This window comes from Haemophilus sp. THUN1691, from assembly GCF_059704425.1.
On the sequence record NZ_AP046578.1, the window covers coordinates 536349 to 554446 of the forward strand.

The following is an 18098-nucleotide window of genomic DNA, read 5'->3' on the forward strand; positions in this document are numbered from 1 at the left end:
GGAATAATTATGCAAACTGATAATAACTGTATCGTCATCTTTGGCGCGTCTGGTGACTTAACTCACCGTAAACTCATTCCAGCTCTTTATAATCTCTACAAAATCGGGCGTTTGAGTGAAAACTTTTCCGTTCTAGGTGTTGCTCGCTCTGAATTGAACGATGAAACTTTCCGCGAAAAAATGCGTGAGGCCTTAATCCATAATGAAGAAACAACACCAGAAACCTTAGATGCTTTCTGCTCTCATCTTTATTACCAAGCTGTGAATACTTCGGATGCTCAAGATTACGGTAAACTTGTTCCACGCTTGGATGAGCTTCACGATAAATATCAAACCTGTGGTAACACCCTTTACTATATGTCCACTCCGCCAAGTCTTTATGGCGTGATTCCTGAGTGTTTGGCTGCACATGGTTTAAATACGGAAGAATATGGCTGGAAACGTATTATTGTTGAAAAACCTTTTGGTTACGATGAAAAAACAGCGCAAGCGTTAGACGTACAAATCCATCGTTTCTTTGAAGAACACCAAATTTATCGTATCGACCATTATTTAGGTAAAGAAACCGTTCAAAACTTGCTCGTATTACGTTTCTCAAATGGTTGGTTTGAACCGCTTTGGAACCGTAATTTCATTGATTATGTGGAAATTACTGGTGCAGAATCTATAGGCGTGGAAGAGCGCGGTGGCTATTATGATGGTTCTGGCGCAATGCGCGATATGTTCCAAAACCATTTATTGCAAGTATTAGCGATGGTAGCAATGGAGCCGCCAGCGATTATTAATGCGAACTCCATGCGTGATGAAGTAGCAAAAGTGATGCATAGTTTGCGTCCATTAACTGCCGAAGATATGGAGCATAACCTTGTTTTAGGTCAATACACTGCGGCTGAAATTAACGGCAAAATGGAAAACGGCTATTTAGAAGAAAAAGGCGTACCAGCAGATTCTCGCACTGAAACCTACATCGCATTACGTTGTGAAATTGAAAACTGGCGTTGGGCTGGTGTGCCGTTCTATGTCCGTACGGGTAAACGCTTACCTGCTCGCGTAACTGAAATTGTGATCCATTTTAAAACTACGCCACATCCTGTATTCAGTCAAAATGCACCAGAGAATAAATTGATTATTCGTATTCAACCTGATGAAGCGATTTCAATGCGTTTTGGTTTGAAAAAACCAGGTGCAGGTTTTGAAGCAAAAGAAGTATCAATGGATTTCCGTTATGCCGATTTAGCAGGCGCACAAGTGCTGACCGCTTACGAGCGTTTATTGCTTGATGCGATGAAAGGCGATGCAACTTTGTTTGCGCGTACTGATGCTGTTCACGCTGCATGGAAATTTGTGCAACCGATTTTAGATTACAAAGCGAATGGTGGTCGTATTCATGAATATGAAGCTGGCACTTGGGGCCCTGTGGCTGCCGATAAATTAATCGCAAAACAAGGTAAGGTTTGGCGTAAACCAAGTGGATTAATGAAGAAAAAAGTTTAATTCATCTAATCTAGGGTGGGCTTTAGCCCACCTCTCTTAATATCGAACATAATAAATTGTGGGCTAAAGCCCAGCGGAAAATCAATGAACTATATCAGCTTCCCAACGGCTCAACACGCAGTCGATAAAATTGCACAAGAATTTGTGATTTATTGCCAATTAAATCATCCTGTGCATATTTCCCTTTCTGGTGGTTCAACACCTAAGTTGTTATTTAAAACTTTAGCCAAATCACCTTATGCGGAACAAATTAACTGGAAAAATCTGCATTTTTGGTGGGGAGATGATCGTATGGTTCCGCCATCTAATCCTGAAAGCAACTATGGCGAAGTACAAAAACTTTTATTCGATCACATTCAAATTCCAGCAGAAAATATCCATCGAATTCGTGGTGAAAATGAACCGCACTTTGAGTTAAAACGCTTCGAAGAAGAATTAAGTGCGGTCATTCCAAACGGAGTTTTTGATTGGATTATTTTAGGTATGGGAACAGACGGTCATACCGCGTCTCTCTTCCCACATCAAACCAATTTTGATGATGAAAATCTAGCTATCATTGCAAAACACCCTGAAAGTGGTCAAATCCGCATTTCTAAAACAGCCAAACTGATTGAACAAGCCAAACGCATTACCTATTTAGTCACAGGTGAAAGCAAAGCAGATATTTTAAAAGAAATCCAAACGACTCCTGCAGAAAATCTGCCTTATCCTGCTGCCAAAATTCAGGCGAAAAACGGCGTGACGGAATGGTATTTGGATAAAGCGGCGGCGAAATTGCTATAACAAGTTGAGTATTAAATATCACAGGCTTGCAAAATGATAGACTACAAAGTGAATGAACCGATTTCAGTTAAACAATTTATTGAATTGCTAAATAAAACAACGCTCGGGGCACGCCGTCCGTTAGAGGATGAAAAACGTGTCGCAGCGATGCTGCACCATGCAGATTTATTAGTCACCGCTTGGGATGGTGAACGATTAGTGGGTGCTGCACGTTCGGTGACGGATTTTGCCTATTGCTGTTATTTATCTGATTTGGCGGTGGACGAACAATATCAAAAACAAGGTATCGGCGTGCAGTTAATCAAACACACCAAACAGGCATTACATCCACAAGCCAAAATCGTGCTGTTATCCGCCCCGCAAGCGGTAGATTATTATCCGCATATTGGATTTACGCAGCACATGAGTGCATGGACGAAGAGTTAATTTATTAGAATGGTATGGAGACAAAAATGAAAAAATTGTTTGTACTACTTACTTCAACTTTGTTATTTGCTTGTTCATCTGGTCCATCTTTAGATCAGTTAGCGGCACAAATGCCAAAAGATAATCGCTCAGTAATGCTTCAAGTTCCAGAAGCAGGAAACCCAGTTTCAAATGGAATGCTTGTAGCAACGATTAGAACCGCAGGTGGTACTTCAGGAAAACGACTCGTATCTCTTTTAGCTACAGATAATTTACACATCGGAATTGCAGGGAACAGTCAATCCGTGAATAAAGCAGTTGCTATGTATGGACTAAATAATGCAGAAAAGGTCGGCAAAGATGTATCTTTATACCTTGTTGGAGATAGTCAAAGTGATAAAGCAGATCTAGAAAAAGCCGCAAAAGCGAAAAATGTAGAAATGCATTACATTATGCAACAATAAGGTACAGATGAATTAGATGCAGAGTGACTTTAATGTTGAATTTAGATAATAAAAAATTTGTTGCTGTTGAAAACACCGCAAATGGTGAGGTGAGTAGCCAAACCGAATTTCATTACCATCAACAAGGTGAAATGATTTGGGCCGAATATGGTGGTGGGGAAATTTTAAAAGGCTTTTTAATTGGGAAATGGATTAACGATACTCAAATTGGATTTACGTATCAACATTTAAATCAATCTCTAGAAAATCGTTTGGGGCGTTGCTGTACAACATTTTCTTTAGAAGAAAGCAAACTCATCGGTCATGAAAAGTGGCAGTGGCTAGACACGTTAGAGCAAGGTAGCTCTTTAATTAGAGAAATTTAAAAGAAGTTTTGCTATAGGATATCTGAAACAAGCTTCTTATACTTTACAATAAATACTAAATGATAGGTGCATCCGTACCTCACAAACAGGAGAAAACAATGTCAGTAAAAGGCGACATCGGTGTTATCGGCTTAGCCGTAATGGGGCAAAACCTCATTTTAAATATGAATGATCATGGCTTTAAAGTTGTGGCGTATAACCGCACCACGTCAAAAGTGGATGAATTTTTACAAGGTGCGGCTAAAGGCACCAATATTATTGGCGCATACTCTTTAGAAGATCTAGCCGCTAAATTAGAAAAACCGCGCAAAGTGATGTTAATGGTGCGTGCGGGTGATGTGGTAGATCAATTTATTGAGGCATTATTACCACACTTAGAAGAAGGTGACATCATCATTGATGGTGGTAACTCAAACTATCCTGATACTAACCGTCGTGTAAAAGCATTGTCTGAAAAAGGTATTCGTTTTATCGGTTCGGGGGTTTCGGGTGGTGAAGAAGGTGCGCGTCATGGACCATCTATCATGCCAGGTGGTAATCAAGAAGCATGGCAATATGTGAAACCAATCTTCCAAGCAATCTCAGCGAAAACTGAACAAGGTGAGCCTTGCTGTGACTGGGTGGGCGGTGAAGGTGCAGGCCACTTCGTGAAAATGGTTCACAATGGTATCGAATATGGCGATATGCAATTAATCTGTGAAGCTTACCAATTCTTAAAAGAAGGTTTAGGCTTGAGCTATGACGAAATGCAAGCTATCTTCGCAGAATGGAAAAAAACTGAACTTGATAGCTATTTAATCGATATCACCACCGATATTCTTGGTTATAAAGATGCTGATGGTGAACCATTAGTTGAAAAAATCTTAGATACTGCAGGCCAAAAAGGGACAGGTAAATGGACGGGTATCAATGCATTAGATTTTGGTATTCCATTAACCTTAATCACTGAATCTGTCTTTGCTCGTTGTGTATCTTCATTTAAAGATCAACGTGTTGCCGCTAACCAATTATTCGGCAAAACAATTCAACCTGTTGAAGGTGATAAAAAAGAGTGGATTGAAGCAGTACGTAAAGCCTTATTAGCATCAAAAATCATTTCTTACGCACAAGGCTTTATGCTGATTCGTGAAGCCTCTGAACAATTTGGTTGGGATATTAACTATGGTGCAACGGCGTTATTATGGCGTGAAGGTTGTATCATTCGTAGTCGTTTCTTAGGTAACATTCGCGATGCGTACGAAGCGAACCCAGATTTAATCTTCTTAGGTTCAGATAGTTACTTCAAAGGCATTTTAGAAAATGCATTAAGCGACTGGCGTAAAGTAGTGGCAAAATCTATCGAAGTGGGTATTCCAATGCCTTGTATGGCGTCTGCAATCACCTTCTTAGATGGTTATACTTCAGCACGTTTACCTGCAAACTTATTGCAAGCACAACGTGACTACTTTGGCGCACATACTTATGAGCGTACTGATAAACCACGCGGTGAATTTTTCCATACTAACTGGACTGGTCGTGGTGGGAATACTGCCTCTACCACTTATGATGTGTAGTTAAAAATATCGCTAAAAATTACCGCACTTTGAGATATTAAAGTGCGGTATTTTTTTTATCTCTTTTCTGTTTATATTTGGGAAATAAAAAACGGTGCTATTTCAGCACCGTTCTTTGTCTCGAATCACATTATTAAAGAATAACCTGAGAAAGACCTAAACCGATTAATAAGCAGAAAATCATGCTCAATAAACCAGGAAGCATAAAGCTGTGGTTTAAAATGTATTTACCGATTTTGGTTGTACCCGTGGTATCGAAGTCAAGAGACGCGATGATTGGGCCATAGTTAGGGATGAAGAAGTAACCATTTACAGCAACAAATACACCGATTAATACAGGTGCTGGGATACCTAATGCGATACCAAGTGGGAACAATGTCGCCACTGTTGCACCTTGGCTGTTTACTAATACAGAAAGTACAAATAGCGCGAAGGCAAATGCCCATGGTGCAGTTTCAACTAAGCCTTTCACCATTTCTTTTACTTCGGTCATGTGCGCTTGCATCAATGTGTCGCCTAACCATGCAATACCGAAGATTGCAATTACTGCACGCATACCTGCGTGGAATACAGAACCTTTAGTGATTTCAGTGCCATCTGGTTTACAAGTTAAGATAATTAACGCACCAATCGCTAACATAATGATTTCGATAGTGTGTGCCATCCCCATTGGTTTACCATCAAATACTGGACGTAAAGATGGAACCGCACCCATGATTACAACAAGTAATGAACCAAATAAGAATAAAGAAACAGAAATTTTAGCTGTTTTGCTCACTTCTACTTCTTTGACCGAAGTGGTAGAAGCAAAAGTATCTGCATATTTTGGATCATTTAAACGACGTTGATATTCCGGATCATCTTTTAATTCTTTACCCATTTTGTTTACAAATAAACAAGCAATAAAAATACCTAAGATGGTTGAAGGAATAGTTACCATTAATACGTCGCCAAGATGGATGCCTTGAGGTTCAAGGTAAGCCACGACCGCTACAACAGCTGCCGCAATAGGGCTTGCTACGATAGCAAATTGTGATGCGATTACCGCCATTGACATTGGACGTTCTGGACGGATACCGTTTTGACGGCTCACTTCAGCGATAACTGGTAATACAGAATATGCTACATGGCCAGTACCCGCTAAGAAAGTGAATAACCAAGTTACTGCTGGTGCGATAAAAGTAATGTGTTTAGGATTACGACGTAAGATTTTGGTTGCGATTTTGATCATGTAGTCTAAACCGCCAGCTGCTTGCATTGCCGCCGCCGCTGCCACTACAGCCATAATCATAAACATAACATCAATAGGTAAACCTGCTGGTTTTAGACCAAAGCCAAAAGAAAGAATAGCAAGGCCTAAACCACCAAATACACCTAAACCGATACCACCTACACGTGCACCCACAAAGATACACAATAATACGATGGCAAATTGTAGTAAGAACATTGCAGACATACTGCCCCCTAAGTTAATTAAAAAACATCTTTGTTTTATTTGTTAAAACAGCGACTAATATAGCAACAAATAGGTATCGATTCCATAACATGGATCAATAAATTGTGGTCAAAAGTGCGGTTATTTATAACCGCACTTTTGTTTATTACAATTGATCTTAGAAGTCTTCGAAATATTGTTGAATTACTTTTGGATCTTTAGTTTGAGTTAAAGATAATTGCAACAGCACGCGGGCTTTCTGTGGATTTAAAGTACCTGATGCTACAAAGCCATATTTACTATCATCAACTTCAGCATCACGAGTTGTATAGCCAGTTGGTACACGAGAAGAACGAACTACAACGACGCCATCTTTCGCGGCTTTTTCTAAGCGATCTAAGTGTGCAGCATTAATATTTCCATTGCCAACTCCTGCAGATACAATCCCTTGATAGCCAGCATTGAGTAATGCGTTTAGTGGTTCAACTGGTGCATTTGAATAAGCATAAATAATTCCCACTTTTGGTAGGCTATCTAATTTTTCTACGTTAAACGGAGTGTTGATGGTATGTTTGCTTTCTGGGGAACGTTCATAGTCCACTTTGCTGTTATGAATATAGCCTAGAGAGCCATAATTTGGTGAATGGAAAGTTTGCACTGCGGTCGTACTGGTTTTTGTGACATCGCGAGCACCTAGTACTTCATTATTCATTGCGACTAAAACGCCACGGCCACTCGATTTTTTGTCTGCTGCGACAACGACAGCATTGTAAAGATTTAATGGACCATCAGCACTTTTTTCTGTTGCAGGACGCATTGCCCCTACGAGAACAACCGGTTTTTCACATTTTACGGTTAAATCTAAGAAATAAGCCGTCTCTTCCATGGTATCTGTACCATGGGTAATGACAAATCCATCAGTACTTTTACATTGAGCATTGATGGCTTTTGCAAGTTTTAGCCAGACTTCATCATTCATGTCTTGTGAGCCTATTTTTACAATTTGCTCACCTTTAATGTTGGCAATATTTTTCATTTCTGGTACAGCTTCAATTAAAGTATCAATACTTAATTGTCCAGATTTATACGCAGAATTTACCGAACTTTGCCCGCTTCCTGCAATAGTACCACCCGTTGCTAAGATTGTAATATTTGGTAAGTCAGCTGCATTTGCTATTGAAACACCTAGACCAAATAAAGTACATAAGGCTAATTTAGTTAATTTCATAGATTTCTCCTAATGAATAAAAATTCCTTTCTAATGATCTAACTAAATTGAGCTATTCTGAATAATGAAAAAGTAAATTTATGATCCCGATCACATAATTTTTTGTTAATTGTATAACCTTTATGCAAGAACGGTATTTAAACATAATTTTTTTGAAAGATAATCCAAGTGCGGTTATACTTGAGCCCTATTTTGACGTACTTAATCAGTAGAGAAAACAATGCAAGAATTTATCCCAATGGCAACAGAGTTTGCTCAAAAACATTCTCTTTTAGCGGTTTCTTGGTTTGCGATTTTCGTGATGGTAATTTATACCTTCTATAAAGGTGCAACGAGTAAATTTAAAGTAATTACTCACAATGAGGTAATTCGTTTAATAAATGCGGATGAAGCTATTGTGGTGGATTTACGTAGTATTGAAGAATTTCAACGTGGTCATATCATTGATAGCATTAATTTACTTCCAAGCGAAATTAAAAATCAAAACATCGGTAAAATTGAACAGCACAAAGAGAAAGCAATTGTGTTGGTAGATATTAACGGTGTTTCCGCACCAGCTTCAGCTATACTTTTAGCGAAACAAGGTTTTAACCGTGTGTTTGTGTTAAAAGAAGGCATTTCTGCATGGGCGGCGGCAAATTTACCTTTAGTTAAAAAACATAAATAATAAGGAATAGAAAATGTCAGAACAAAAACAAGACGTCGCAACAACAGAAGAACAACAACCCGTTCTTCAAATTCAACGTATTTATGTGAAAGACGTGTCTTTTGAAGCACCAAATCTTCCACATATTTTCCAACAAGAATGGAAACCAAAACTTGGTTTTGATTTAAGCACCGAAACAACCCAAGTTGGTGATGACTTATATGAAGTGGTATTAAACATTTCTGTTGAAACTACACTTGAAGATAGTGGTGATGTCGCATTTATTTGTGAAGTAAAACAAGCGGGCGTATTCACTATTAGCGGTTTAGAAGATGTTCAAATGGCGCATTGTTTAACTTCTCAATGCCCAAATATGCTTTTCCCTTATGCGCGTGAATTAGTGTCTAACCTAGTAAATCGTGGTACGTTCCCTGCGTTGAATTTATCTCCAGTAAACTTTGATGCATTGTTTGTTGAATATATGAATCGTCAACAAGCAGAAAATGCAGAAGAAAAATCTGAAGAAGGTCAAACTAAACACTAATTAAGTGGTAAAACAAAAGGCAAGCTAGGAATCCTAACTTGCCTTTTTTGTTGTTAAAGTGCGGTCAATTAATAGCTTGAATTGATTAACACTTCTTCACCATAGCCACCTAAAGTCGGCATTGGTTGATAAGTTGAGTTTGCTGCACGCATTAAACGAATACCACGAATACCCGCTTCTTTAGCTGCTAATACATCATCATCGCTGTCGCCATAGTGAATGCTAACTTTATGTGCAATAATGCCCGGGGTTTTGTTGTATTTAGTTGTGCGTTCACGTCCGCCCATAAATTCAACAGGGTGCATATTTTTAATATCAAACGCTTTTTGTAATATAGGTGTTACGCCATCCACGTTCCCTGCAGTACGACCTGTAATAAAATAAATTTGGTCTCCGCGTTCTTGGTGCATTTTGATCAAATCAGCAGCGATTTGTTTTGGAATGGAATATTTATCACAACCTGCGTTGACTTCATTCCAGAAATCTTGGTTTTTCAAATAGTCTTGTTTACCTGGAGAATATTTTTGTTGACCATAATAGAAACAAGAGCTGGTGAAAAGTACGGTATCATCAATATCAAAGCTGACATTAATTGGGCCTTTGCCTTCTAATTCTTTTTTAATTTGATCTACTGAAATCCAGTGAATTGGTTGTTCTTGCAACATTTCACGCGCATTTGTACCTGATTGGGTATAAGGCTCAGTTTTTCCTGCCATAGCTGGAATTGCTGCTGCGGTTAATAAAGCTACAACAGATAGCTTGATCATCTTTTTCATAAAAAACTCCTAGTTGGATGGTCATTGATTGCTATGTATCATACACATTTTATGTTTTATATCAATTTAAAGCAAACGTTTGCTATTTTGAAGTATGATCGTGCTCACATTTTTTGATTATTTTTGGCGAATAAATCGGCAAAAGAGTATTTTCCCTTGAATTTTGTTAATTTACCGCCATATAACGAACAACTTTTCACTTTATAAAGGACAGAACAATGACAACGATTGTAAGCGTACGCCGCAATGGACAAGTCGTCGTAGGCGGTGATGGACAAGTTTCTTTGGGTAATACCGTCATGAAAGGCAATGCACGAAAAGTGCGTCGTTTATATAATGGCAAAGTGATTGCTGGTTTTGCCGGTGGTACCGCAGATGCATTTACGCTTTTCGAATTATTTGAACGTAAACTTGAAATGCACCAAGGGCACTTACTAAAAAGTGCGGTGGAATTAGCAAAAGATTGGCGTACAGATCGTGCACTCCGTAAGTTAGAAGCGATGTTAATTGTGGCGGATGAAAAAGAAAGTTTAATCATCACGGGTATTGGCGACGTAGTTCAACCAGAAGAAGATCAAATTTTAGCAATCGGATCGGGTGGTAACTATGCGTTGTCTGCAGCACGTGCATTGGTGGAAAATACCGAACTTTCTGCTCGTGAAATTGTTGAAAAATCTTTGAAAATTGCTGGTGATATTTGTGTGTTCACAAATACCAATTTCACTATTGAAGAATTACCAAATTAAGGAAAAAGCCATGTCTGAAATGACTCCTCGCGAAATAGTTTCTGAATTAGATCAACATATTATTGGTCAAGCCGATGCAAAACGTGCTGTGGCGATTGCATTGCGTAACCGTTGGCGTCGTATGCAGCTTCAAGAACCTTTGCGTCATGAAGTGACCCCAAAAAATATTTTAATGATTGGTCCAACTGGTGTGGGTAAAACTGAAATTGCGCGCCGTTTGGCAAAATTAGCTAACGCGCCATTTATCAAAGTGGAAGCAACGAAATTTACCGAAGTGGGTTATGTGGGGAAAGAGGTGGATTCCATTATTCGTGATTTAACGGATAGTGCGATGAAGCTTGTTCGTCAGCAGGAAATTGCGAAGAACAGAGCAAGAGCTGAAGACGCGGCTGAAGAGCGTATCTTGGATGCTTTACTTCCTCCAGCTAAAAATCAATGGGGCGAAGTTGAAAGCCATGATAGTCACAGCAGTACTCGCCAAGCGTTCCGTAAGAAATTACGTGAAGGTCAATTAGATGATAAAGAAATCGAAATTGATGTGTCTGCGGGCGTGTCTATGGGGGTTGAAATTATGGCTCCTCCAGGCATGGAAGAAATGACAAATCAACTGCAATCATTGTTCCAAAATTTAGGTTCAGATAAAACGAAAAAACGCAAAATGAAAATTAAAGATGCGTTAAAAGCGTTGATTGATGATGAAGCAGCAAAATTAATTAACCCTGAAGAACTTAAACAAAAAGCGATTGATTCGGTAGAACAAAATGGTATCGTCTTTATCGATGAAATTGACAAAATTTGTAAGAAAGGTGAATACAGCGGTGCAGATGTATCGCGTGAAGGCGTGCAACGTGATTTACTTCCGTTAGTGGAAGGCTCGACAGTTAGTACCAAACACGGAATGGTTAAAACTGATCATATCTTATTTATTGCATCAGGTGCATTCCAAGTTGCTCGCCCTTCAGATTTAATTCCTGAGTTACAGGGGCGTTTGCCGATTCGCGTTGAACTTACCGCATTAAGTGCGGCTGATTTTGAGCGTATTTTAACGGAGCCGCATGCTTCTTTAACCGAGCAATATAAAGCTTTGATGGCAACAGAAGGGGTGAATATTGAATTTACAACCGACGCAGTGAAGAAAATTGCTGAGGCTGCATTCCGTGTGAATGAAAAAACGGAAAATATCGGTGCACGTCGTTTGCATACGGTAATGGAACGTTTAATGGATAAAATTTCTTTCAGTGCAAGTGACATGAATGGTCAAACGGTCAATATTGATGCGGCTTATGTAGCGGATGCACTTGGCGAAGTGGTTGAAAATGAAGATTTGAGTCGTTTTATTCTTTAAATATTTTCTTCTCTGATATAAGAAGTGCGGTGAATTTTCACCGCACTTTTTTGTTTTCTAAATTGAGAAATTAATTGGTTTTTAATTTGCCCCAATATTTTTCATAAATATCAACCGCTTCACCAACATCTCCTTGCATAATCCCTTTTTCTACTTCTGATGCTGGTGGAAATAGTTTAGGATCATTGGCAACTTCAGGGCTGAGTAATGCTTTTACTCCTTCATTTGGCATAGAAAAGCCCATGCGTTCTACCACAACTTTGGCATTTTCTGGACGAAGTAAGAAGTCAATGAACTTATGTGCGCCTTCAACATTTTTTGCTGTAGTTGGAATCGCATAGTTATCCATCCAGAAAATTGCGCCTTCTTTTGGATACACAAATTGAAGAGATGGATTTTCTTTCTGTGCTAAATAAGCAGAACCATTCCAAATCATACCAATTGCTGCTTCACCTTGTACATAAGGGACTTCTGGCGAATCAGAGTTAAAGGTCGCTATATTTGGTAAAAGTTTTTCTAAACGCTCGTAAGCTGTTTTGATGTCTCCTTCATTGGTGGTATTGGGCGATTTACCATCAAGCAATAATGCTACGTGGAATACTTCACGCGCATCACTGGTCATGAGAACTTTACCTTTAAATTCAGGTTTCCATAAATCCGCCCAGCTGGTGATAGTTTTAGGATCAATCTCATCCGCATTAACTTCAATACCAGTAAGTCCGTAAACGTAAGGTAATGAATATTTATTTTCTGGGTCGAATTCTTTATTTAATAAATGTTTAGGGATTTGATGAATATTGGTCAATTTACTTTGATCAATCGGTTGAAGCATCTTTTCCTTAATCATTTTATTTACATAATAACTTGATGGAAACACCAAATCATAGCCAGAGCCAGTATTCTGAGTTAGTTTAAGTTTCGCATACATTTCTTCGTTGCTTTCAAAGGTAGAATAAATTACCTCGATGCCAGTTTCTTTAGAGAACTGTGCGACTAAATCAGAAGGCACGTAGTCTGTCCAGTTATAGACGTAAAGTTTGTTATTGGCAAAAGCGGAAGCCGCGAAAAGTGCGGTGGTGGAAAGGAAAAGATTTTTGAGTGAGTGAGCAAAGAATTTTTTCAATTTATTAACCTCCGAGGGTTATCGTTCATCATAAAACGCGCAAATTTTGCGCGCGCGCAGTATAGCATTTTTTTCGTAAAAGGTTTGACATATTTCCCTTTCGGGGTAAGATTTTGCCAGTTTTTTCCTAAGAGATTTTTTATGCTTAATTTTGCCTATCAAGAACACGTTCGCTCTTATTATTTCGACTCTCGTAACCAAGATTTTCAATTCCCACCGCTCACTCAAATTGAACATGCTGATGTATGTGTGATCGGGGCTGGATTTTTTGGTTTATCTGCGGCATTAGAACTGGCGGAGAAAGGAAAAAAAGTCATTGTATTAGAGGGCGCTCGAGTAGGATTTGGTGCTTCTGGTCGTAGTGGTGGGCAGGCAATTAATGGCTTTGAAGAAGGCATTGATGAATACGTTAAACAAGTTGGCGAAGATAAAGCGCATAAACTTTGGAATATGTCATTAGAGGCCATTGATATTATTGATGAGCGTATTGAAAAATATGGCATTCAGTGCGACTGGAAAAAAGGCTATGCCACATTGGCATTAAATGAACGCCGAATGGATGACTTAATTGAAATTGAAAAAGAAAGTCATGAGAATTTTGGCTATCAGAATATGCAACTTTGGGATAAAGCTAAATTAAAACAACACTTAGGCAGTGATATTTATGTGGGCGGCTTATTTGATAGTAACTCAGGACATTTACATCCACTTAATTATTGCTTAGGTTTAGCGAAAGCTTGTGTCGATCTGGGTGTTCAGATTTTTGAACAATCTCCCGTAGTGGATATGGTTGAAAAGAAAGGTTGCGTTGAGGTTAAAACAGCTAAAAGTGCGGTTATTTCTCAAGACGTTATTTTAGCCACCAATGCTTATATTGATGCTCTCCCGAAAGCTATTCATCACGGAATTAATCGTAAAATATTACCTGTAGAAAGTTTTATTATCGCCACAGAGCCGCTAAGCCAAGCGGTTGCTGATTCTGTCATTAATAATGGCATGTCGGTGTGCGATAACAACTTATTATTGGACTATTATCGTTTAAGTGCCGACAATCGCTTGCTCTTCGGTAGTGATTCTAGCTCAGAAAAAGATATGGTCGCGATTATGCGGAAAAATATGTTGCGCGTATTCCCGCAACTTGAAAATGTAAAAATCGATTATGGATGGGCAGGTCCGATTGATATGACCTTAAACTCAACGCCACATTTTGGTCGTATTTCTCCGCACATTTATTTTGCTCATGGTTATTCTGGTCACGGTGTTGCTTTGACGGGGCTTGCGGGCCGAATTGTAGCGGAGGCGATTTTGGGTGACGATGAACGTTTATCTATTTTTGAAGGTCTGAAAGTCCCTTCTGTTTATGGTGGTCGAATTATCAAAGATCTTGCGACAAAGATTGGTGTGCAGTATTACAAGTTTTTAGATAAATATCGTTAAGATATAAAAAATGACCTAGTTTAAAAACTAGGTCATTTTTTATGAGTGGGCTTATTTATTACCACATGCTTTAATTGTTTCTGCTCAAGAACCAAAGAATGAATGTTCGCTAAAAAATAAGTTTGTTCTGCTTCAGGAATGGAAAACGGCATCAACTTGAGTAAATCTTGATGAATGGCTAAAACTTGTGGAAAAATAACCGCACTTTGAATTTCTTTAAGCATTTCTGGATAAAGTGGTGAAACGCAACCCCCTCGTTCTATTCGACCTAAGCTACAAGCAATGTGCAGCAACATAAAATCCACTTGAGGCGTATTCACATCAGCTTGCCAGTAATAAGCTAATCGATCTCGTAAACGAAATACCACATCAATAATAGATTGATTTATTTGCCTGCGAATTTTCCAACGTTCTAGTTGCTTAAATAACCGCATTTGTTTTATTAGTTCAAAATTTGTTCACTAATTTACCGCACTTTACTGAAATAAAACAGTGCACAGATCACAGTTTTGTAGCAAAATGGTAAAAAATTTGTAAGGATGTAAAAATGTTAGATTATGAGATGTTCAATCCATATGAAGGATTGATTTTTGATATGGATGGAACTTTAATCGATACCATGCCCGTGCATGCGCAGGCTTGGACGATGGTGGGAGAGCGATTTGGCTATGAATTTGATTGTCAAATTATGTATAACTTTGGTGGAGCGACGGTTCGAACCATCGCGGAGGAAATGATGAAAGCGGCGAATATGCCACTAGATCGAATTGAGGATGTGCTGGCTGCAAAACGTGAGTTGTCTTATCAACTTATTCCGACTCAATCAAAGTTATTGCCAACCTTTGAGATTGTTAAATCCTTCCATCAGAAAAAGCCGATTGCTCTAGGTTCTGGCTCACATCGTAAAATTATTGATATGTTGATGGATAAACTGGCTATCGCACCTTACTTTAATGCCATTGTCAGCGCAGATGATGTAAAAGAACATAAACCACATCCAGAAACTTTTTTACGTTGTGCGGAATTAATTCAAGCGAATCCAAGTCGTTGTATCGTATTTGAAGATGCGGATTTAGGTGTGCAAGCGGGATTAAATGCGGGAATGGACGTGTTTGATGTGCGTACACGAGAAATCATTTCGCCAAGATAATGGATATTTTTTCATTTTTTAGCGCTGATTTTTGGCAAACTCATGCGTTATGCCTTATGTTTTTTAGTGCATTCTTGAGTGCAACGGTATTACCAGGTAATTCAGAAGTTATATTTGTTGCGCTTGCTGTACCTAAATTAATGTTAGGTTCTTTATTTAACGCAGATATATTAGCTCTAATATTGATTGCAACCGCTGGAAATAGCTTAGGAAGTTTAACCACTTACGGGATTGGGCGATGGATGCCAAAATTTGATCCAAAAAATCACCGCACTTTATGGGTCACGAATCAGATAAAGCGTTATGGGGCGATTACTTTACTTTTAAGCTGGCTACCTGTCGTTGGTGATTTATTTTGTGCCATAGCAGGTTGGTTAAGATTAAATTTTGTGGTAAGTAGCGTCTTTATCTTTCTTGGAAAACTGGTTCGTTATGTTGCGTTATTGTTTTTTAGTGCACCATTCTTATTATAAAATGCGCAAGAAAAAGCCCCACAATGAATGCAGGGCAAATAACCTAAGGAACCAATTTTATTAAAACAACTGCAAGTTGCTTGTTCTATGAGACTAGCACTTTATAAGAAAGTTCAAATTTTTCTGAAAATTTTTTAAATAAAAATTCGGGATAAAAAAAGCCCCACAATGAATATGGGGCAAATAACCTAAGGAACCAATTTTATTAAAACAACTGCAAATTGCTTGTTAAATAAGACAATGAACCTTGCCATAAAGTTCATTAGAATTTGCAAAAAAATGAACATTTATTCAAATTTATTTTTAATTTACTGATTTATAAGGAAAACTTTATGCCATTACTTGATAGTTTTAAAGTGGATCATACCAAAATGAATGCACCAGCAGTACGTGTTGCAAAAACGATGCGCACGCCAAAAGGTGATGACATTACTATTTTTGATTTACGTTTCTGTATTCCAAATAAAGAAATTCTTCCTCCAAAAGGTATTCATACGCTTGAACATTTGTTTGCGGGTTTTATGCGTGATCATTTAAATAGCGATAGCGTTGAAATTATTGATATTTCTCCGATGGGATGTCGCACGGGATTCTATATGTCCTTGATTGGTACGCCAAATGAACAGCAAGTAGCACAAGCTTGGCTAGCTTCAATGAAGGATATTTTAGGTGTGCAAGATCAAAAAACTATCCCTGAATTAAATATCTATCAATGCGGTACTTATACGGAACATTCTTTGGAAGAAGCACACGAAATTGCAAAAAATGTTATCGCACGCGGTGTAGGCGTGAATAAAAATGAAGATTTGGCACTCGATGATTCGTTATTAAAATAGGAGAAATCATGACAACACTTGGCACAGCATTAACCCCTAATGCAACCAAAGTAATGATGTTGGGTTCTGGTGAACTAGGTAAAGAAGTAGTGATTGAATTGCAACGTTTAGGCGTTGAAGTTATTGCAGTTGATCGCTATGAAAATGCCCCAGCACAACAAGTGGCACATCGTGCATATACCATTTCTATGTTAGATGGTGAAGCATTGAAAGTGCTTGTGGAGAAAGAAAAGCCTGACTACATTGTTCCCGAAGTTGAAGCTATTTCGACTGCCACTTTGGTTGAATTAGAACAAGCCGGCTTTAATGTTGTGCCGACTGCAAAAGCAACTCAACTTACGATGAATCGTGAAGGGATTCGTCGTCTAGCTTCAGAAGAGTTGGGGCTACCAACTTCGCCTTACCAATTTGTAGATAATTTTTCAGACTTTCAAAGTGCGGTCGAAAAAATTGGTATTCCTTGTGTGGTGAAACCGATTATGTCTTCTTCTGGACATGGGCAAAGCATTTTAAAGTCTAAAGATGATATTCAAAAAGCTTGGGATTACGCGCAAGAAGGCGGGCGTGCAGGTGCAGGTCGAGTAATTATTGAAGGTTTTGTCAAATTTGATTATGAAATCACGTTACTGACAGTACGCCATATCAATGGTACAAGTTTCCTCGCGCCAATAGGTCATCGTCAAGAAGATGGTGATTATCGGGAATCTTGGCAGCCTCAAGCTATGTCGGATATTGCACTATCAAAAGCGCAATCGATTGCTGAGAAGATTACTGGTGCATTGGGTGGATTCGGTATTTTCGGTGTAGAGATGTTTGTGTGTGGCGATGAGGTAATTTTCAATGAAGTATCACCGCGTCCTCATGATACAGGAATGGTAACGCTGATATCTCAAGAGCTTTCTGAATTCGCTTTACATGCTCGTGCGATCTTAGGTTTACCAATCCCTGAAATTACGTTGATTAGCACATCGGCGTCTAAAGCTATTGTTGTGGAAGGCAAATCACAAAATGTGCAATTTGGTGGAATCGAAAAAGCACTGGCACAACCTCATACTAATATTCGATTATTTGGTAAGGGTGAGGTGAATGGTCATCGACGCTTAGGCGTTTTACTTGCGCGTGATGTATCCGTTGAAAAAGCGTTGGAAAAAGTAAAACAAGCTTATGAACAGCTAGAAATTAGTTTATAAAAATCGAAAGTGCGGTAAAAATTTATCGCATTTTATTAAATGACTAACAATCGATTTTTTAGAGATATTAGTCTCATAAAAAACGCACTTTCTACAAAGTGCGTT

General features: G+C 38.7%; 20 protein-coding genes. 15 read left to right on the forward strand and 5 right to left on the reverse strand.

Annotated elements, in window-relative coordinates:
- The first annotated feature begins 9 nt into the window (after nt 1–9).
- The 6 genes from zwf (at nt 10) to gnd (ending at nt 5064) form a co-directional block, all read left to right on the forward strand.
- Nucleotides 10–1494: a glucose-6-phosphate dehydrogenase gene (gene zwf, locus AC6H0J_RS02615; protein ID WP_118817387.1), complete on the forward strand. Its 1485-nt coding sequence runs from the start codon at nt 10–12 to the stop codon at nt 1492–1494.
- Between the two features lie 84 nt (nt 1495–1578).
- Entirely contained in the window at nt 1579–2277 is a 699-nt protein-coding gene (pgl, locus tag AC6H0J_RS02620) for a 6-phosphogluconolactonase (protein WP_497512784.1), read from the forward strand.
- Nucleotides 2278–2310: 33 nt separating this feature from the next.
- Complete coding sequence (locus AC6H0J_RS02625) at nt 2311–2703, forward strand: GNAT family N-acetyltransferase (RefSeq protein ID WP_118817385.1); 393 nt, start codon at nt 2311–2313, stop codon at nt 2701–2703.
- A 26-nt stretch (nt 2704–2729) separates the two neighbouring features.
- Entirely contained in the window at nt 2730–3146 is a 417-nt protein-coding gene (locus tag AC6H0J_RS02630; RefSeq protein ID WP_239994378.1) for a hypothetical protein, read from the forward strand.
- Between the two features lie 32 nt (nt 3147–3178).
- Nucleotides 3179–3511, forward strand: a complete 333-nt coding sequence (locus AC6H0J_RS02635) for an avidin-fold protein (RefSeq protein WP_118817384.1) — start codon at nt 3179–3181, stop codon at nt 3509–3511.
- A 98-nt stretch (nt 3512–3609) separates the two neighbouring features.
- Entirely contained in the window at nt 3610–5064 is a 1455-nt protein-coding gene (gnd, locus tag AC6H0J_RS02640) for a decarboxylating NADP(+)-dependent phosphogluconate dehydrogenase (RefSeq protein WP_118817383.1), read from the forward strand.
- A 133-nt stretch (nt 5065–5197) separates the two neighbouring features.
- Here the strand turns inward: gnd and AC6H0J_RS02645 are convergent, their stop codons facing one another.
- Together AC6H0J_RS02645 and ansB are read right to left on the reverse strand one after the other, a co-directional pair.
- Nucleotides 5198–6520, reverse strand: coding sequence for an anaerobic C4-dicarboxylate transporter (locus AC6H0J_RS02645; protein ID WP_118817382.1), 1323 nt, complete (start codon nt 6518–6520; stop codon nt 5198–5200).
- 157 nt (nt 6521–6677) lie between these two features.
- On the reverse strand, nt 6678–7727 hold the full coding sequence (ansB, locus tag AC6H0J_RS02650; RefSeq protein ID WP_118817381.1) for an L-asparaginase 2: 1050 nt from the start codon (nt 7725–7727) through the stop codon (nt 6678–6680).
- A 220-nt stretch (nt 7728–7947) separates the two neighbouring features.
- Between ansB and AC6H0J_RS02655 the strand changes: the two genes are divergently transcribed.
- Together AC6H0J_RS02655 and secB are read left to right on the forward strand one after the other, a co-directional pair.
- On the forward strand, nt 7948–8394 hold the full coding sequence (locus tag AC6H0J_RS02655) for a rhodanese-like domain-containing protein (protein WP_497512786.1): 447 nt from the start codon (nt 7948–7950) through the stop codon (nt 8392–8394).
- A 13-nt stretch (nt 8395–8407) separates the two neighbouring features.
- Nucleotides 8408–8917 (forward strand): protein-export chaperone SecB, encoded by a 510-nt coding sequence (gene secB / locus AC6H0J_RS02660; protein ID WP_065264916.1) that lies wholly within the window; start codon nt 8408–8410, stop codon nt 8915–8917.
- A 68-nt stretch (nt 8918–8985) separates the two neighbouring features.
- Here secB and aphA read toward each other — a convergent pair whose 3' ends face one another.
- The gene (gene aphA, locus AC6H0J_RS02665; RefSeq protein WP_118817379.1) at nt 8986–9693 is read right to left on the reverse strand and encodes an acid phosphatase AphA; all 708 of its coding nucleotides are present in this window, start codon (nt 9691–9693) and stop codon (nt 8986–8988) included.
- Nucleotides 9694–9911: 218 nt separating this feature from the next.
- On the opposite strand from aphA, the gene hslV reads away from it, so the two are divergent.
- Complete coding sequence (hslV, locus tag AC6H0J_RS02670) at nt 9912–10439, forward strand: ATP-dependent protease subunit HslV (protein WP_005629407.1); 528 nt, start codon at nt 9912–9914, stop codon at nt 10437–10439.
- A 10-nt stretch (nt 10440–10449) separates the two neighbouring features.
- Nucleotides 10450–11784, forward strand: coding sequence for an ATP-dependent protease ATPase subunit HslU (gene hslU, locus AC6H0J_RS02675; protein ID WP_005629405.1), 1335 nt, complete (start codon nt 10450–10452; stop codon nt 11782–11784).
- Nucleotides 11785–11854: 70 nt separating this feature from the next.
- Here the strand turns inward: hslU and AC6H0J_RS02680 are convergent, their stop codons facing one another.
- A complete protein-coding gene (locus AC6H0J_RS02680) occupies nt 11855–12907 on the reverse strand; it encodes an extracellular solute-binding protein (RefSeq protein ID WP_046953409.1) in 1053 nt (350 codons plus the stop codon).
- Between the two features lie 141 nt (nt 12908–13048).
- On the opposite strand from AC6H0J_RS02680, the gene AC6H0J_RS02685 reads away from it, so the two are divergent.
- Nucleotides 13049–14344: an NAD(P)/FAD-dependent oxidoreductase gene (locus AC6H0J_RS02685; protein WP_046953410.1), complete on the forward strand. Its 1296-nt coding sequence runs from the start codon at nt 13049–13051 to the stop codon at nt 14342–14344.
- Nucleotides 14345–14376: 32 nt separating this feature from the next.
- Here AC6H0J_RS02685 and AC6H0J_RS02690 read toward each other — a convergent pair whose 3' ends face one another.
- Nucleotides 14377–14778, reverse strand: coding sequence for a PRD domain-containing protein (locus tag AC6H0J_RS02690; protein WP_005629402.1), 402 nt, complete (start codon nt 14776–14778; stop codon nt 14377–14379).
- A gap of 113 nt (nt 14779–14891) precedes the next feature.
- Here AC6H0J_RS02690 and AC6H0J_RS02695 point away from each other — a divergent pair, with 113 nt between their 5' ends.
- The 4 genes from AC6H0J_RS02695 (at nt 14892) to purT (ending at nt 17993) form a co-directional block, all read left to right on the forward strand.
- Complete coding sequence (locus tag AC6H0J_RS02695) at nt 14892–15494, forward strand: beta-phosphoglucomutase family hydrolase (protein WP_005629401.1); 603 nt, start codon at nt 14892–14894, stop codon at nt 15492–15494.
- Nucleotides 15494–15967, forward strand: coding sequence for a YqaA family protein (locus AC6H0J_RS02700; RefSeq protein ID WP_005629400.1), 474 nt, complete (start codon nt 15494–15496; stop codon nt 15965–15967). The genes AC6H0J_RS02695 and AC6H0J_RS02700 overlap by 1 nt, the downstream gene beginning before the upstream one ends.
- A 332-nt stretch (nt 15968–16299) precedes the next feature.
- Nucleotides 16300–16803 (forward strand): S-ribosylhomocysteine lyase, encoded by a 504-nt coding sequence (gene luxS / locus AC6H0J_RS02705; RefSeq protein WP_005629399.1) that lies wholly within the window; start codon nt 16300–16302, stop codon nt 16801–16803.
- Nucleotides 16804–16811: 8 nt separating this feature from the next.
- On the forward strand, nt 16812–17993 hold the full coding sequence (purT, locus tag AC6H0J_RS02710; protein ID WP_005629398.1) for a formate-dependent phosphoribosylglycinamide formyltransferase: 1182 nt from the start codon (nt 16812–16814) through the stop codon (nt 17991–17993).
- Nucleotides 17994–18098: the final 105 nt, after the last annotated feature.

Coding starts and splice junctions, on each gene's coding strand:
- zwf (WP_118817387.1), top strand. CDS start 10: ATGCAAACTGATAATAACTGTATCGTCATCTTTGGCGCGTCTGGTGAC.
- pgl (WP_497512784.1), top strand. CDS start 1,579: ATGAACTATATCAGCTTCCCAACGGCTCAACACGCAGTCGATAAAATT.
- AC6H0J_RS02625 (WP_118817385.1), top strand. CDS start 2,311: ATGATAGACTACAAAGTGAATGAACCGATTTCAGTTAAACAATTTATT.
- AC6H0J_RS02630 (WP_239994378.1), top strand. CDS start 2,730: ATGAAAAAATTGTTTGTACTACTTACTTCAACTTTGTTATTTGCTTGT.
- AC6H0J_RS02635 (WP_118817384.1), top strand. CDS start 3,179: ATGTTGAATTTAGATAATAAAAAATTTGTTGCTGTTGAAAACACCGCA.
- gnd (WP_118817383.1), top strand. CDS start 3,610: ATGTCAGTAAAAGGCGACATCGGTGTTATCGGCTTAGCCGTAATGGGG.
- AC6H0J_RS02645 (WP_118817382.1), bottom strand. CDS start 6,520: ATGTCTGCAATGTTCTTACTACAATTTGCCATCGTATTATTGTGTATC.
- ansB (WP_118817381.1), bottom strand. CDS start 7,727: ATGAAATTAACTAAATTAGCCTTATGTACTTTATTTGGTCTAGGTGTT.
- AC6H0J_RS02655 (WP_497512786.1), top strand. CDS start 7,948: ATGCAAGAATTTATCCCAATGGCAACAGAGTTTGCTCAAAAACATTCT.
- secB (WP_065264916.1), top strand. CDS start 8,408: ATGTCAGAACAAAAACAAGACGTCGCAACAACAGAAGAACAACAACCC.
- aphA (WP_118817379.1), bottom strand. CDS start 9,693: ATGAAAAAGATGATCAAGCTATCTGTTGTAGCTTTATTAACCGCAGCA.
- hslV (WP_005629407.1), top strand. CDS start 9,912: ATGACAACGATTGTAAGCGTACGCCGCAATGGACAAGTCGTCGTAGGC.
- hslU (WP_005629405.1), top strand. CDS start 10,450: ATGTCTGAAATGACTCCTCGCGAAATAGTTTCTGAATTAGATCAACAT.
- AC6H0J_RS02685 (WP_046953410.1), top strand. CDS start 13,049: ATGCTTAATTTTGCCTATCAAGAACACGTTCGCTCTTATTATTTCGAC.
- AC6H0J_RS02690 (WP_005629402.1), bottom strand. CDS start 14,778: ATGCGGTTATTTAAGCAACTAGAACGTTGGAAAATTCGCAGGCAAATA.
- AC6H0J_RS02695 (WP_005629401.1), top strand. CDS start 14,892: ATGTTAGATTATGAGATGTTCAATCCATATGAAGGATTGATTTTTGAT.
- AC6H0J_RS02700 (WP_005629400.1), top strand. CDS start 15,494: ATGGATATTTTTTCATTTTTTAGCGCTGATTTTTGGCAAACTCATGCG.
- luxS (WP_005629399.1), top strand. CDS start 16,300: ATGCCATTACTTGATAGTTTTAAAGTGGATCATACCAAAATGAATGCA.
- purT (WP_005629398.1), top strand. CDS start 16,812: ATGACAACACTTGGCACAGCATTAACCCCTAATGCAACCAAAGTAATG.